Source organism: Chromobacterium sp. ASV23, assembly GCF_016428945.1.
GTDB classification, from domain to species: domain Bacteria; phylum Pseudomonadota; class Gammaproteobacteria; order Burkholderiales; family Chromobacteriaceae; genus Chromobacterium; species Chromobacterium sinusclupearum.
Genome location: NZ_JAELTR010000006.1, coordinates 1 through 14,946, shown reverse-complemented (window position 1 = coordinate 14,946; position 14,946 = coordinate 1). Strand labels below are relative to the sequence as shown.

The window sequence follows — 14,946 nt, the reverse complement described above, 5'->3', positions numbered from 1 at the left end:
ATGGCTTATGTGACGGCATGTAATGAAAAAGGCATTTTCTTAACACTTTAGAAAACAATTTGTCTGGATTGTTCCAGTGCGGCGCCTGCCATCATTTTACGTTTATGATGTCGCTTTGCATGACAAGCAGGAGAGGCCGCTTTGACTACGCAGTTTCCGGTGATAGACCGCCGCGTCATCAGCATGCGCTGGGGAGACATGGATGCGGTGGGGCATTTGAACAATACCTATTATTTCCGCTATCTGGAGCAGGTGCGCATCGAGTGGCTGCAATCGCTCGGTTACGGCATCGAGCCGGATGCGATCGGCCCGGTGCTGGCCAGCACCAGCTGCACTTTCCGCAAGCAGCTGACCTACCCGGCCACGCTGGACATCACCATCGAGCTGGAAAAACTGGGGCGCAGCAGCTTGAAGCTGCGCCACCACTTCTACCGGCAGGATGATCCCGGCACGGTATACGCCAGCGCCGAGGTCATGCTGGTGTGGGTAGACTACAAGGCCGAAAAATCCGTGCCGATTCCGGACCCGATCCGCGAGGCCATCCTGCAGGCCGCGCCGCAAGCCTGAACTCAGCTTTCATCCAGCGCCAGCTTGCGGCGGATCAAGTCGCGCAACAGGAAGCGGCTGGGGTGCACGGCCTGCATCAGGTCCGCCGGCAGCGGCGCCGGTTCGTCTTCCAACAGCGCGGCCAGGATTTCGCCGGATAGCGGCGCAGTGATCATGCCGCGCGAGCCATGGGCGGCGTTGACATACAGTCCGGCGGTCCACGGACAGTCCGTTTCCGGCTGCAGCGTGGCGTCGCGCGCCAGTTCGCGGTAAGCGCGCACAAAATCGCGCCGGGTGACGACGGGGCCGATCAGCGGCAGGTAGTCCGGGCTGGTGCAGCGGAAGGCGGCGCGGCCGGCGATGGCTTGAGGCGGCTGGCCCAGCGCGGCATGCAAAGCCGGCGCCAGTTCGGCCAGCATCGCCAGGTTCTCCGCGTGCTCCTCTTCGCGCACGGTCAGGTCGTCCGTGTCGAACTTGAAAGTGGCGCCCAGGCAGTGGCGGCCTTGGCGCGCCGGCGAGATGTAGCCTTCGCCGCACAGCACGGTGCGCAGGGAGGCGCTGTCCTCGGTGGCGGCCACCTCGCTGACCTGGCCGCGTATCTTCTTTAAGGGCAGGTGGCTGGAGGGATCGAACTGGGCGGTTTCCGCCGCGGCGGCCAGCACCACGGCAGAGGCCGCGGCCAGCGGGCCTTCGGCGTCGCTGACGGTCCAGCAGCTCTCCGCGGGGTTGTGGCTCAGCTCCAGCGCGCTGCGGCCGATGCGGTGCGTGATATTGGGATGCGTTGCCAACTGGCGCACTAGCGCCGGCGGATGCACCCAGCCGCCCTGCGGGAAGAACAATCCGCCGCTGGGCAAGGGCATGCCCGCCAGTTCGCCTGCCTCGGCCTGGTCCAGCTTGCGCATGATCTCAAGCGGCAGGCCCAGCGCGGTCAGCGCCTGCTGTTTTTCCGATTCTTTGGCATCGTAAGCCAACTGCAGCACGCCGCAGGCCGCCCAGTCTTTGCCATCCTTGGGCAGCTGCGTGGTCAGGGTGCGCAGGCTGTAGGCGTAGCCGGACAGCACCAGTTGCGTCAGCGGCGTCATGTGCGGCGACAGTTTGGTGTACAGCACGCCTTGCGGATTGCCGGAGGCGGCGCCGGCCAGTCGCGGCAGCCGTTCGATCACGGTGACCTGCCAGCCGCGCACGGCCAGGCTGTGCGCGGTGGCCGCGCCGGCGATGCCGCCGCCGATGACAATGGCGCTGCGCTCGCGCCGGCGTTGCGGCGGCCGCGCATACCAAGGGGGCTGCCAGCCCGAGGTCGGCGGCTGGGCGATCCAGCCATGGCTGATGTGGCGTTTGCGGCCGTGGCCGGGGGCTTTTTTCACCTCGAAGCCGGCTTCTGCCAAGCCGCGACGCACTACGCCGGCGCTGGTGAAGGTGGCGAAGCTGGCGCCGGGCGCGGATAGCCGCGCCATCTGCCGGAACAGCTCCGGCTGCCACATGTCCGGGTTCTTGGCGGGGGCGAAACCGTCCAGAAACCAGGCGTCGATGCGGGCGTCAAGCCGAGGCAGCGCGTCCAGCGCGTCGCCCACCATCAGCGTCAGCGTGACGCGGCCACCGGCTAGCAGGAAGCGGTGCCAGCCCGGCGCCAGCGTGTCGTACTGCGCCAGCAGTTGCGCGGACCAGGGGGCCAGCTCGGGCCATAGCGCCAGCGCCTGGGACAGATCCCGCGGCGTCAGCGGATACTTCTCCGCGCTGACGAAATGCAGCCTGGCATCGGCCGGCGCCAAGGCCTCGAATTGCTGCCAGGCGCAAAGAAAATTCAAGCCCGTGCCGAATCCGGTTTCGGCGATGACGAAGCGCCCATGCGGCGGCAGCGCGGCGAAGCGTTCTTCCAGCTGGTTGTGCTTCAAAAAGACATGGCGGGTTTCCTCGAGTCCGGAATCGCGCGAGAAATACACGTCGCCGAAGGCGATGGAAAACGGTTGGCCGTCATGCCAGTCCAGTTGGGCAGGCGCGGTCGCGCCATGGGGAAGTGAGCTTGTCATCTGCTGCGATGCCGCCTGGCGGAGGCGGGCGAAGGTTGATCCGGGACCGGATTGTCGCATGGCTCATACACCGGGGCCAGTCTTGAAGAGGCTGGTTTGCCCATGGCACGCCTGTTGCGTCATCAATATGTCATGATGCGATATCGTGGATCGCCGCGCGGCCGATTTTGTCTCATCCGCGGCATTCAAGATGCGAACGCATGTAATAAGATGAACAAACGACGAGCCGCGACAGCGGCGCGTCCATACAACGATTTGCCAGCTCCGGCGAGCGACCGGCGCGGCGCACCGCATGACCCGCGGCCGGAACGGCGGCTGGCGGATCGGGGGAGTAGTGATGAAGCGAGCGATGAGCATTGGCGGCCGTCTGGTGCTGACCCAGACGCTGCTGATGGTGGTGGTGGCCTGCGCCATCATGTACCCCTTGTATCTGTTCAGCCAGAAGATGCTGCTGGAGCGCACCCAGAAAGTGCAGAGCCAGCTGCTGGAACAGTCTTTGAACATGGTGGATGGTTTCAATGAATCCCTGAAGATATCCACGCGCCAATTCGAGAAGGTGTTCCTCGCGGAATTTCCCAGCGGCTTCAGCCTGAAGCCGGCGCAGAAGGTGACGGTGGCCGGGGTGGCGACGCCGACCTTGCAGATGGGCAATACGGTGATCAATGGCAATAACCAGATGGTCGATCACTTCTCCACCGTCAGCGGCAATGTCGCGTCCATCTTCGTGCGCGACGGCGACGACTTTGTGCGCATCGCCACCACCTTGTTGATGGAGAACGGCAACCGCGCCATGGGCAGCAAACTGGATCCGGCCAGCGCGGCCTATGCAAAGTTGAAGTCAGGCGACGGCTATGTCGGCCTGGCCAATCTGTACGGCAAGGATTACGTCACCAGCTACAGCCCGATCAAGGACAGCGAGGGCAAGGTGATCGGCGCCACTTTCGTCGGCGTCGGCGCGACGGAGGGCATCGCCAGCCTCTTGGTGCGGCTGGGCAAGGTCAAACTCGAAGAAAGCGGCCACATCGATGTGATCGACATCAATCCCGCCTCCCCAAACTACGGCCGCTATCTGCTGCATCCCAAGCTGAACGGACGCGCCATAGACAAATCCGTGGATGCGAATGGGCAACCGTATCTGCGCGATATCCTGAAGGCGGGCAGCGGCAATTTCTCGGTGCGTCTGCCGACGGAAACCGGCAGCGCTGCCCATATGCTGTCTTACGCCACCTTTGGCCCATGGAACTGGCTGCTGGTCAGCGACGAGAGCGAGTCCGAGCTGCAGCGCGAAAACCGCATGTTGACGGTCTGGCTGGCGGCGGGCTGCGGCATTTTGCTGTTGGTGCTCGCTCTGGGATCGTGGTTGGTGACGCGGGTGCTGGTGACGCGGCCGGTGCGCCGGCTGGTGACTGAAGTGGCCGCCATTCAGGACAACCACGATCTGCAGCACCGCCTGCCGATGGAGCGGCGCGACGAGGTCGGCGAGGTGGCCGACGCGTTGAACGGCCTGCTCGATAGTTTTCAGCAGGCCTTGAACCGCACCGGCCAGCACGCCGAGAACCTGAACCATGCGGCGCGCGACTTGTCGCAGAAGGCCAGCGCGGCGGCGGCCTCGTCCGGCGAGCAACGCAGCAGCGCCCAGCAGATGGCGCAGCATGCCGATCTGCTGATTGCCGGCGTGCAGCAGATAGAAGAAGTGGCGGCGCAGGCCAGCGAGGTGGCGCAAGCGTCCAGCGAAGCGGCGCAAAACGGCAGCGCCAGCCTGGTGGCGGCGGTGGACGAGGTCAATCGCATCTCCGCCACGCTGGATAATGCCGCCGACAGCCTGCAGGCCCTGGAAAACAATGCCCGTCAGATCAGCGACATCGTCAATGTGATTCACGACATCGCCGACCAGACCAATCTGCTGGCCTTGAATGCGGCCATCGAAGCGGCGCGCGCCGGCGAAATGGGGCGCGGCTTTGCCGTGGTGGCGGACGAGGTGAGAAAGCTGGCGGAACGCACCAGCCAGTCCACCCGCCAGATCAGCGAGATGATCAGCGCCATGCAGCAGGCCACGATGCAGGCGGTGCAAGCGATGCGGCAGTCGGTCAGCTGCGCGTCGGAAGGCGCGTCCATCACCGCCAGCGCGCGCCAGGCCATGGCCTCCATCGTTGCCGATGCCGAGCGCTCGATGGCTGTGGTCGCCGCCATCAATCAGGAACTGGCCACCCAGCGGCAGACCGTGGCGAGCATTGCCGAACAGATCGCCCAAGTGGCACAGCTGGCTGAAGCCAACAACGAGGCGGCAGAGCGCTCCGCCGATACGGCGGGGGAAATGACGCAGCTGGCCGATTCGCTGAAGCGGGAGGTGAGGGTTTTTAGAACATAGGCCATGACAAAGCAATTTGGCTCAAGGCTGTTTTTGGATAGACAGGTCTTAAGATGTTCGGCAAGCCCGTTTGTATAGGCGCGTGCAAGCAAAAACCAGCCTTTGAGTGCTGGTTTGGGAAGTGTCAATTTGTTTTTCTATTTCGGGATTGGATGGTGTAAAGCACCCTTTCCCCAGTCTTACGCTGGGTGTAAGGGCTGCGGCTTTCAGAAAGTCCAGCGCAGATTGAAGGTGGTAACTGCTGTTTTGGGATGATGGTTTCCTGCTGAAACTTTGGGTAGATAGCCAATCTCAAGAGCAACAGCACGGGTGCCGATACTGAATATAGGTAGGGCGGCTAGGCCGTGCCGGTCTGATCCATCCAAATAACCGCCCTGTAGGCCAATGCCTGCAACGACAGGGCCTGCAATTTGCCACTCTTTTCGCCAGCCTATGGATCCAAAATAAGCGGTTTTCTTGAATGAGTCACGGTAGCTGCCCGCACGCGCAAACCAGCGGCCTTGGTCGTCATCTCCTGAAAACTTCCATTCTAAGCCAGCTCCAGGATTGCTTTCATTTAAGTGGCAAGTTGAACATCCGTGATGGTCTGATGCGCCAAACAACAACAGCGAGAAGTCATTGAGCGCAACGTCAGCGTTGGCATTTTGGACACAAAGCGACAAAAGTGCGGCCAGTAGTAACTCAAGTTTCATCATGGTTGCTTCCCCTTGTCTTGATTGTGTGACGATGGATACTTCTTTGTTGTTTCTTAATGCGATTATTCTTTTTTGAGATTAGTCAATGCTTTGAGTTTGGCAAGGCTTGAAAAGCCCAGAATCCTACCCCAAATGAAATCTATCGATTTTGACTGCAGGAGCCTCAACCATGCGATTCGACAAGCTGACTACCAAATTCCAGCAGGCGCTGGGGGATGCCCAGAGCCTGGCCGTGGCGAACGACAACCCCTATATCGAGCCGCAGCATCTGCTGCTGGCGATGCTGGATGACGGCGAAGGCGGCGTCGGCGGCCTGCTGGCTCGCGCCGGCGTCAACGTGCCGGGGCTGAAAGCCGCGCTGAAGCTGGCCGTGGAGCGTCTGCCGCGGGTGCAGGGGCATGGCGGCGAGGTCACGGTGTCGCGCGACCTTTCCAATCTGCTGAATGTCACCGACAAGATCGCGATGAAGCTGGGCGATGAATTCATCGCCAGCGAGTTGTTCCTGTCCGCGTTGTCCCAGGACAAGGGCGAGACTGGCCGTTTACTGAAAGAGCACGGCGGCAGCCACGCTTCCATCCAGGCCGCGATAGACGCGGTGCGGGGCGGGGAGAGCGTCAACAGCGCCGATGCCGAAGGCCAGCGCGAAGCCTTGAAAAAATACACCATGGACCTGACCGAGCGCGCGCGCCAAGGCAAGCTTGATCCGGTGATCGGCCGCGATGATGAAATCCGCCGCGCCATCCAGGTGCTGCAACGCCGCACCAAGAACAATCCGGTGCTGATCGGCGAGCCGGGCGTGGGCAAGACTGCCATCGTCGAAGGCCTGGCGCAGCGCATCGTCAACGGCGAAGTGCCGGAAAGCCTGAAGAACAAGCGCCTGTTGGTGCTGGACCTGGCGGCCTTGATCGCCGGCGCCAAGTTCCGCGGCGAATTCGAAGAACGACTGAAGGCGGTGCTGAACGATCTGGCCAAAGACGACGGCCAGACCCTGATCTTCATCGACGAAATCCATACCCTGGTGGGCGCGGGCAAGGCCGAAGGCGCGATGGACGCCGGCAATATGCTCAAGCCGGCGCTGGCGCGCGGCGAGCTGCACTGCATCGGCGCCACCACGCTGGACGAATACCGCAAGTACATTGAGAAGGACGCCGCGCTGGAACGTCGTTTCCAAAAGGTGCTGGTGGGCGAGCCGTCGGTGGAGGACACCATAGCCATCCTGCGCGGCTTGCAGGAAAAATATGAAATCCACCACGGCGTGGACATCACCGACCCAGCCATCGTCGCCGCGGCGGAATTGAGCCAGCGCTACATCACCGACCGCTTCCTGCCGGACAAGGCCATCGACCTGATCGACGAGGCCGCGTCCAAGATCAAGATGGAGTTGGATTCCAAGCCGGAAGCGATGGACAAGCTTGATCGCAGGCTGATCCAGCTGAAAATCGAGCGCGAGGCGGTGAAGCGCGAGAGCGACGAAGCGTCGCAAAAGCGCTTGAAGCTGATCGAAGACGAGATTGCCGATCTGTCGCGCGAGTATGCGGACCTGGAAGAGATTTGGAAGGCTGAGAAAGCCGCCCAGCAAGGCACGCAGAGCATCAAGGAGGAAATCGACCGCCTGAAGGTGGAGATGGAAGACCTCAAGCGCAAGGGCGATTGGCAGAAGCTGGCCGAGTTGCAATACGGCAAGCTGCCGCAACTGGAAGCGCGCCTCAAGGACGCGGAAGCGGCCGGCGACGCCGGCGAGAGCAAGCCCAACCGCTTGCTGCGCACCCAGGTGGGCGCGGAGGAAATCGCCGAGGTGATCAGCCGCGCCACCGGCATCCCGGTGTCCAAGATGCTGACCGGCGAGCGCGAGAAGCTGCTGCATATGGAAGAAGTGCTGCACCAGCGCGTGGTGGGACAGGACGAGGCGGTGACCGCGGTGGCCGACGCCATCCGCCGCTCGCGCTCCGGCCTGGCCGACCCGAACAAACCGTATGGTTCGTTCCTGTTCTTGGGGCCGACCGGCGTCGGCAAGACCGAGCTGTGCAAGACGCTGGCAGGCTTCCTGTTCGACAGCGAGGAGCATCTGATCCGCATCGACATGTCCGAGTACATGGAGAAGCATTCCGTCGCTCGTCTGATCGGCGCGCCGCCGGGCTACGTTGGTTACGAGGAAGGCGGTTACCTAACCGAGCAGGTGCGCCGCAAGCCATACAGCGTGATCCTGCTGGATGAGGTGGAAAAAGCCCATCCGGACGTGTTCAATGTCTTGCTGCAAGTGCTGGACGACGGCCGGCTGACCGATGGCCAGGGACGCACCGTGGACTTCAAGAACACGGTGATCGTGATGACGTCCAATATCGGCAGCCAGCAAATACAGGCCATGGCCACCGACGATTATCAAGTGATCAAGCTGGCGGTGATGGCGGAAGTGAAGACGCAGTTCCGGCCGGAATTCATCAACCGCATCGACGAGGTGGTGGTGTTCCACGGCCTGGACGAGAAGCATATCCAGTCCATCGCCCGCATCCAGCTGAAGAGTCTAGAGGCGCGCTTGGCCAAGCTCGACTTGAATCTGCAGATCAGCGATGAAGCCTTGGCGCTGTTGTCCGAAGCCGGCTTCGACCCGGTTTACGGCGCGCGTCCGTTGAAGCGCGCCATCCAGTCGGAGCTGGAAAACCCGCTGGCCAAGGCCATTCTGGCGGGCAAGTATCCGCCTAAGTCCACGGTGCTGGTGGGCGCGCGCAACGAACAGCTGGTGTTCGATTGAGCCTGGCGGCGCGGATTGAGTGAGAAAACCGCCTGCGATGTCTGTCGCAGGCGGTTTTGTTTTATCGGCAGCTCAGTCCAGCGTGGCCGGTTCCACCACGATGCCGGCGCGCAAGCCCGGTTTGACTGTCGGGTTGGGGAACAGGATACGCTCCGCGCCGCCGGCGGCGACGTAGCGCGTGTCGCCATCGTCGGCAATCAGCATGCCGTCCGGCAGTTCGGTGAAGTTTTCCACGCTATCGGCCAGATGCAGGCAGAAAGACTCGCTGTGCTTGACCAGATCGTACTTGGCGCGGAATAGCGGCAGGCTTGGCGCGTCCAGCGGCGCGATGGCGGCGTCGGGCGTGGCTAGCAGTTTGCGCAAGGCTTGGTCTATGCCGGCAAAGCGCGCCAGATCGTTTTGGCCGAACGGCCTGGCCTTGCCCAGTTCCAGCGTGAAGGCGTCCGCCGCGCAGCGGCGGCTGGTGAAGTAGCTGAAGGTATTGGCCGGCTGGCTATGCAGCAGCACCGCCTCGATGCCGCATTGCTGCAGCCAGGCAAGTTGTTCGCGGCTGTGGCTGCGCTCGTGCAGATAGGGATAGATGGCGAACTTCTCGAACACTGAGCCGCGGATGGCGGTGTGCAGGTCATAGTGCAGCCTGCGCTTGCGCGCTGCATGGAAGAAGCCGGCGGCCAGAGTCTCCAGTTGCGCTGCGCGTTGTGACTCGGCTAGTTCCGGTTGCGCGCGATGCGCGCCGTTGAATAGGCGGTTCATGTCGTACTGGCTGTAGCGCGCGCCGTCGCGGATCGCCTGCGGATTGGCGAATATCACCAGCAGCCTGCAATTCAGGGCAAGCCGTCCGGCGGCTAGGTCGTAGAGTATGCCGTCCACCACTTCGATCGGTGCCGTTTCGTTGCCGTGCACGCCGCAGGATAGCAACACCGAATCGGCATCGTCCGACGCGCAGTCTAGCTGCGCGCAGCCGGGGGCGAGCCAGCGCGCGCAAAGGCCATTGGGCAAGTTCCAGCTGGGGTGGGTGGGATTGGCGGCGAGGGCGTGCTGCAAGAAGCGGCTCATGGTGCGTGTGCTGTGCGGAGGGTGGATGGTCATCCGATTGTAAGCGCGATGCCATTGGCGCGTCATGTTGCAGGCCGGCGCGAGGGGCGGCAAGGTGTTGCGAATTTGACGAAAAACTTTGTTTGAAGCGGAAAATGTTTACGGTGAAACTATCTGCTGAAAAATGCCGTATGTCATGGCTGGGCGGGGGCTGAGCCTGCAATCCTTTGTTTTGTCAGCATGGATTTTTTTCCGATCAAACCCTAATTGCCACAGGGTTGTGCGCCGAGCGCGGGCCGCTGTGCCGCCGCGAGATTTTTTTTACTTGTCAATCAGCCTGATGTTGCTACAATCCGCGCTCGTTTGCGCTGTGCAACAACTACAATTCACTCTGTTTCGCTCCGACATCCCAGGCCCACATAAAAGCTGTAGAGCCCGAAAGCCGTGCACTAAGGAGCGGGGTTATCCATCATAAGTTCTGAGAGGAAAACTCATGGCTTGGTCTGTGGCTGATAGCCGGAGCCTGTATGGCGTCCGGCATTGGGGGGCTGGTTATTTCGATGTCGGGGACAACGGCAATATCGTCGTGAGTCCCAATGCGCGCCAGCACAAGGAAATTGATCTGTACCGGCTGGTGCATGATCTGGGCGCCAAGGGCCTGGACCTGCCGCTGCTGGTCCGCTTCCCGGACATCCTGCAGGATCGCGTCGCCCGCCTGTGCGGCGCTTTCGATAAGGCGATTTCGGAGCAGGGCTATGGCAACCGCTATACCGCAATCTATCCGATCAAGGTCAACCAGCAGGAGGCGGTGGTCAAGAGCATCATCGCCACGCCCGACGTCTCCATCGGCCTGGAAGCCGGCTCCAAGCCGGAACTGATGGCCGTGCTGGCGCTGGCGCCCAAGGGCTGCACCATCGTCTGCAATGGCTACAAAGACCGCGAGTTCATCCGTCTGGCGCTGATCGGCGAACGCCTGGGCCATCAGGTTTTCATCGTTATCGAAAAAGAATCGGAAGTCGATCTGGTGATCGAGGAGTCGCGCAAGCTGGGCATCAAGCCCAATATCGGCCTGCGCGTGCGTCTGTCGTCCCTGGCGTCCAGCAAATGGTCCGACACCGGCGGCGAAAAGGGCAAGTTCGGCCTGTCGGCCGGCCAACTGATTTCCGCCACCGACAAGCTGGCCGCTGCCGGTCTGTCTGAGTGCGTGCGGCTGATGCATTTCCACATGGGTTCGCAGATCGCCAATATCGGCGATTACCGCACTGGCTTCCGCGAAGCCATCCGCTACTTCGCCGAATTGCGCGCCCTGGGCATGCCGGTGGATCATGTCGATGTCGGCGGCGGCCTCGGCGTCGATTACGACGGCACCCACTCGCGCAACGACAGCTCGATCAACTACGACATGGACGAATACGCCCGCGTGATCGTCTCCATGCTGGCCGAGTTCTGCGACGAGAACGGCATCCCGCATCCGCGCATCCTGTCCGAGTCCGGCCGCGCCATGACCGCGCACCATGCCGTGCTGCTGATGAACGTGACCGACGTCGAGCGCCTGCCGGATGCCGTGGACCCGATCGACAACATCGATGAGCTGTCCCGCCCGCTGCGCAAGCTGGTCGGCTTGGCCAGCCTCAATGACGAAGAGCTGGTCACCGAAATCTACTACCGAGCCAGCCACTATGTATCGGAAGTGGGCGAAATGTATGCCGAAGGCCGTTTGTCGCTGAAGGAAAAGGCGCTGGCCGAGGATGTGCACGCCGCGTTGTGCCGCCGTCTGCACAATCAGCTGCAGGCCAGCCAGCGTTCGCAGCGCCAAGTGTATGACGAGCTGACGGATCGCCTGGCCGACAAATACTTCTGCAACTTCTCGGTGTTTCAGAGCCTGCCGGATACCTGGGCCATCGACCAGGTGCTGCCCATCATGCCGCTGCATCGCCTGGCCGAGCAGCCAACCCGCCGCGCGGTGCTGCAGGACCTGACCTGCGACTCCGACGGCAAGCTGAAGCAGTATGTCGACCAGCAGAGCATCGAGTCCAGCATGTCGGTGCATGAGGTGAAGCAGGGCGATGAATACCTGATCGCGGTGTTCCTGGTGGGCGCCTATCAGGAAATCCTGGGCGACATGCACAATCTGTTCGGCGATACCGACTCGGTGAACGTATACGTCCGCGCGGGCGGCGAGCTGGAGATTTCCGGCATCGAAGAGCATGACACCATCGAGGACATGCTGCGCTACGTGCACCTGTCGCCGGAAGATCTGCTGAACCGTTACGAGGCCAAAACGCGCGAGTGCGATCTGAGCGCTGAAGAGCGCAGCCAGTTCTTCGCCGAGTTCTGCCGCGGTTTGAAGCAGTCGTCCTACTTGTCGGTTTGATCTGAAAATCAGGGTTAAAAAGAAAGCCGGGCATTAGCCCGGCTTTTTTCATGTCTGGCTTGGACGCCGCGGATAAGGGCAATCGGCGTCGTTTGGGCGCGCTTATTTCTCTTCGGCAGGAACGAAGTACAGGCTCGGTCCTTCTATGCCGGGCAGCTCCAGCAGGCGGTCGTAGCGCAGGCCAAGCTTCTCCAGCACGCGGATCGATCCCTGATTGTGCGGCGCGGTGATGCCGACGACAACGCCGATGTTCAGGACGTTGCGCGCGTGGTCCAGGCAGGCCGCGCCGGCCTCGCAGGCATAGCCTCGGCCCCAGTGGCGTTCGAGGAAGGCGTAGCCGATGTCCGGGTGCGGCAGGCAATCGCGTTTGACCAGGCCGCAGATGCCGACCGGCGTGGCGTCGTCCGACAACTCCACCAGCAGCAGGCCGTGGCCATGCTGTTGATAGCTGGCTTGCGGGCCTTTCGCAATGTATTGGCGAGCGCCGTCCAGATCGCGCACATCCTTGTCGCCGATGTTGGCGATAAAGGCGGGTTCGTTCAGCATCTCCAGGATGAACGGGGCGTCCTGTTCCTGAAGCGGACGCAGGCGGAGGCGGGGCGTTTCGATATCAAGTGCGTGCACGGAGTATTCTTGCGTATAGGTTTGGGTTCAGTGTGCCAGCATGTCGACACGGATGCCAGTGCGAAAAAACGGCCATGGTGGCGTGCCATGGCCGCATTTTCTCAGGCGGTGCGGATCAGCATTCCACGATGTTGACCGGCACCTCGATCACATTGATCGCCAGGCCGCCGCGGGCGGTTTCCTTGTACTTGGTGCTCATGTCCATGCCGGTGTCGCGCATGGTCTTGATCACGCGGTCCAGCGACACGAAATGCTGGCCGTCGCCGCGCAGCGCCATGCGCACCGCGTTGATCGCCTTGACCGAGGCCATGGCGTTGCGCTCGATGCACGGCACTTGCACCAGACCGCCGACCGGATCGCAGGTCAGGCCCAGGTTGTGTTCCATGCCGATCTCGGCCGCGTTTTCCACCTGCTCGGGCGTGCCGCCCATCACTTCGCACAAGGCGCCGGCCGCCATGGAGCAGGCCGAGCCGACTTCGCCCTGACAGCCTACCTCGGCGCCGGAGATCGACGCGTTCAGCTTGAACAGGATGCCGATGGCGCCGGCTGTCAGCAGGAAGCGGACGATGCCGTCATCGTTAGCGCCCGGCACGAAGCGGGCGTAGTAGTGCATCACGGCCGGGATGATGCCGGCCGCGCCGTTGGTGGGCGCGGTGACCACGCGGCCGCCGGCGGCGTTTTCTTCATTGACCGCCAGTGCGTACAGATTGACCCAGTCCATCACCGTCAGCGGGTCGCGCATGGCGGCTTCCGGTGTGGCGAGCAGCTTGCGGTGCATATCGGCGGCGCGGCGTTTTACCTTCATGCCGCCCGGCAGAATGCCGTCGCGGTCGCAGCCGCGCTTGACGCAGGCCTGCATCACGTTCCAGATGTTCAACAGCCCGGCGCGCACTTCTTCTTCGCTGCGCCAGGCCAGTTCGTTTTCCAGCATGATCTGGCTGATGCTCTTGCCGTGGCGCTGGCACAGCGCCAACAGCTCGGCCGCGCTCTTGAACGGGTGCTTCAATTCGGTGACGCCCGGCGGAACGAAGCCGGCGTCGATCGCCGCCTCATCGACCACGAAGCCGCCGCCGACGGAGTAGTAGGCGCGCTTGGACAGGCTTTGGCCATCGGCGGCGAAGGCTTCGAAGATCATGCCGTTGGGGTGGTAGGGCAGGGTCTTCTTCTTATGCAGCACCAGATGCTCGCCTTCGACGAAATCGATCTCACGCTTGCCCAGCAGCTTCAGTTTGCGTTGTTCGCGGATGGCGGCCAGCATGCCGTCCACCGCATCGGTATCGACCAGATCCGGCTGCTCGCCTTGCAGGCCCAGCAACACCGCCACATCCGTGCCGTGGCCTTTGCCGGTGGCGCCTAGAGAACCGAACATTTCGGCGTTGACGTGGACAGTAGCGTCCAGCAAGCCGTCCTTCTCCAGGCGGCTGATGAATTGGCGGGCTGCGCGCATCGGGCCCACGGTATGGGAGCTGGACGGGCCGATGCCGATCTTGAACAGGTCGAAAACACTGATTGCCATGGTAATGCTTCTCTAAGGGAAAGTCCCGGATCGAGTCCGGGTTGTTGTCGGGCGCCGCGGGGCGTCGCTTATGTTGGTGTCTATTGTAAGACTACTCAGGGAAAGATGCGTGTTGGCAAAGCCGATGATTAGGGTAACTCAGCATATAAACCAGCGCCACCCTGTCAAGAAAGTGGTTTTGAACAGAATTTTAATGAGATGTTCGATTGTGATAAGACCTAACTCTTTCCTGTCGTGAGTGTGAGGGTCTGAGTATCGTATTGACATGCTGTATATGAGGGATGATTTTCAACCGCCATTTTTTGAAATTTATTGTTAATAAATTGTAAATTTTAGCAGTCGGTAGCGCAGCTGAGCGGAAGAGTAAGGGAATGATGCTATTTGCGTAATTTAAGTGTTTTTACTTATGAACTTATTGCACGGGCTTATTAAAATGACTGCCTTATTGTTAATTGTTTTTAATAAGTGGCAGAGCGAACCAGGTGTGTAGCTTCGGCTGAGGTGTTGTGCCCTGCCAAGCCCAATTGACGGGTAGTGAGCCTACTTTGTAGAGAGATGAAAAGTTCTATGAGAAATTCAAAAGTACTATGCGCTTTTCTGGCTACAGCGATAGCCGTATCAACTTTGAGCGGCTGCGCTTCTGGACCGGCTGCCGCTGCCCAGAAAGATAGCAATAAAGACAAGATATCTGCCATTAAAAACGTTTACATCTATTATCACAAAGCCGATTACAATGTTTTGGATCTGGGCGGCTCCAGTCTGCTGGGTATGGGCGGAATGTTTGGTGTAGTTGGCGTGCTGGCTTCGATTGGTGCAGATGCTGCCAGCAAGCTGACTGCTAAAGAAAGAGCGGATTTGCGGAGTAAAGAGTTCTCTGAGCTAATTCAGAGTCATGAAGCTGACCTCGATCAGGATCAGCTGTCTCTTATACACATCTCCGAGCCCACGAGACTCAAAAAGGGGGGGGGGGGGGGGGGGGGGGGGGGGGGGGGGGGGGGGGGGGGGGGGGGGG

At 61.3% G+C, this 14,946-nt stretch carries 9 protein-coding genes; 4 read left to right on the top strand and 5 right to left on the bottom strand.

Annotated features, from left to right (window positions below; genetic code table 11):
* The first annotated feature begins 141 nt into the window (after window positions 1–141).
* Window positions 142–567 carry a thioesterase family protein gene (locus JHD59_RS04320; RefSeq protein ID WP_103320673.1) on the top strand — a complete coding sequence of 142 codons (426 nt, stop codon included), beginning with the start codon at window positions 142–144 and terminating at the stop codon, window positions 565–567.
* A gap of 2 nt (window positions 568–569) precedes the next feature.
* Here JHD59_RS04320 and mnmC read toward each other — a convergent pair whose 3' ends face one another.
* Window positions 570–2,573: a bifunctional tRNA (5-methylaminomethyl-2-thiouridine)(34)-methyltransferase MnmD/FAD-dependent 5-carboxymethylaminomethyl-2-thiouridine(34) oxidoreductase MnmC gene (gene mnmC, locus JHD59_RS04315; RefSeq protein WP_199153290.1), complete on the bottom strand. Its 2,004-nt coding sequence runs from the start codon at window positions 2,571–2,573 to the stop codon at window positions 570–572.
* 337 nt (window positions 2,574–2,910) lie between these two features.
* Here mnmC and JHD59_RS04310 point away from each other — a divergent pair, with 337 nt between their 5' ends.
* Window positions 2,911–4,941 (top strand): methyl-accepting chemotaxis protein, encoded by a 2,031-nt coding sequence (locus JHD59_RS04310; protein WP_199153289.1) that lies wholly within the window; start codon window positions 2,911–2,913, stop codon window positions 4,939–4,941.
* A gap of 206 nt (window positions 4,942–5,147) precedes the next feature.
* On the opposite strand, the gene JHD59_RS04305 is transcribed toward JHD59_RS04310, so the two are convergent.
* Window positions 5,148–5,636 carry a hypothetical protein gene (locus JHD59_RS04305; protein ID WP_199153288.1) on the bottom strand — a complete coding sequence of 163 codons (489 nt, stop codon included), beginning with the start codon at window positions 5,634–5,636 and terminating at the stop codon, window positions 5,148–5,150.
* Window positions 5,637–5,805: 169 nt separating this feature from the next.
* On the opposite strand from JHD59_RS04305, the gene clpB reads away from it, so the two are divergent.
* Entirely contained in the window at window positions 5,806–8,385 is a 2,580-nt protein-coding gene (gene clpB / locus JHD59_RS04300) for an ATP-dependent chaperone ClpB (RefSeq protein WP_199153287.1), read from the top strand.
* A 72-nt stretch (window positions 8,386–8,457) separates the two neighbouring features.
* Here clpB and astE read toward each other — a convergent pair whose 3' ends face one another.
* The gene (astE, locus tag JHD59_RS04295; RefSeq protein ID WP_199153286.1) at window positions 8,458–9,441 is read right to left on the bottom strand and encodes a succinylglutamate desuccinylase; all 984 of its coding nucleotides are present in this window, start codon (window positions 9,439–9,441) and stop codon (window positions 8,458–8,460) included.
* 472 nt (window positions 9,442–9,913) lie between these two features.
* Between astE and speA the strand changes: the two genes are divergently transcribed.
* The gene (speA, locus tag JHD59_RS04290; protein ID WP_199153285.1) at window positions 9,914–11,794 is read left to right on the top strand and encodes an arginine decarboxylase; all 1,881 of its coding nucleotides are present in this window, start codon (window positions 9,914–9,916) and stop codon (window positions 11,792–11,794) included.
* A 102-nt stretch (window positions 11,795–11,896) separates the two neighbouring features.
* Here the strand turns inward: speA and JHD59_RS04285 are convergent, their stop codons facing one another.
* Both JHD59_RS04285 and JHD59_RS04280 read right to left on the bottom strand, forming a co-directional pair.
* The gene (locus tag JHD59_RS04285; RefSeq protein ID WP_199153284.1) at window positions 11,897–12,418 is read right to left on the bottom strand and encodes a GNAT family N-acetyltransferase; all 522 of its coding nucleotides are present in this window, start codon (window positions 12,416–12,418) and stop codon (window positions 11,897–11,899) included.
* A 115-nt stretch (window positions 12,419–12,533) separates the two neighbouring features.
* The gene (locus tag JHD59_RS04280; RefSeq protein WP_199153283.1) at window positions 12,534–13,934 is read right to left on the bottom strand and encodes an L-serine ammonia-lyase; all 1,401 of its coding nucleotides are present in this window, start codon (window positions 13,932–13,934) and stop codon (window positions 12,534–12,536) included.
* Window positions 13,935–14,946: the final 1,012 nt, after the last annotated feature.

What these genes read in the sequence shown, in the direction of transcription:
- clpB (WP_199153287.1), top strand. Translation starts at nt 5,806, where the DNA reads ATGCGATTCGACAAGCTGACTACCAAATTCCAGCAGGCGCTGGGGGAT.
- JHD59_RS04310 (WP_199153289.1), top strand. Translation starts at nt 2,911, where the DNA reads ATGAAGCGAGCGATGAGCATTGGCGGCCGTCTGGTGCTGACCCAGACG.
- speA (WP_199153285.1), top strand. Translation starts at nt 9,914, where the DNA reads ATGGCTTGGTCTGTGGCTGATAGCCGGAGCCTGTATGGCGTCCGGCAT.
- astE (WP_199153286.1), bottom strand. Translation starts at nt 9,441, where the DNA reads ATGAGCCGCTTCTTGCAGCACGCCCTCGCCGCCAATCCCACCCACCCC.
- mnmC (WP_199153290.1), bottom strand. Translation starts at nt 2,573, where the DNA reads ATGACAAGCTCACTTCCCCATGGCGCGACCGCGCCTGCCCAACTGGAC.
- JHD59_RS04280 (WP_199153283.1), bottom strand. Translation starts at nt 13,934, where the DNA reads ATGGCAATCAGTGTTTTCGACCTGTTCAAGATCGGCATCGGCCCGTCC.
- JHD59_RS04305 (WP_199153288.1), bottom strand. Translation starts at nt 5,636, where the DNA reads ATGATGAAACTTGAGTTACTACTGGCCGCACTTTTGTCGCTTTGTGTC.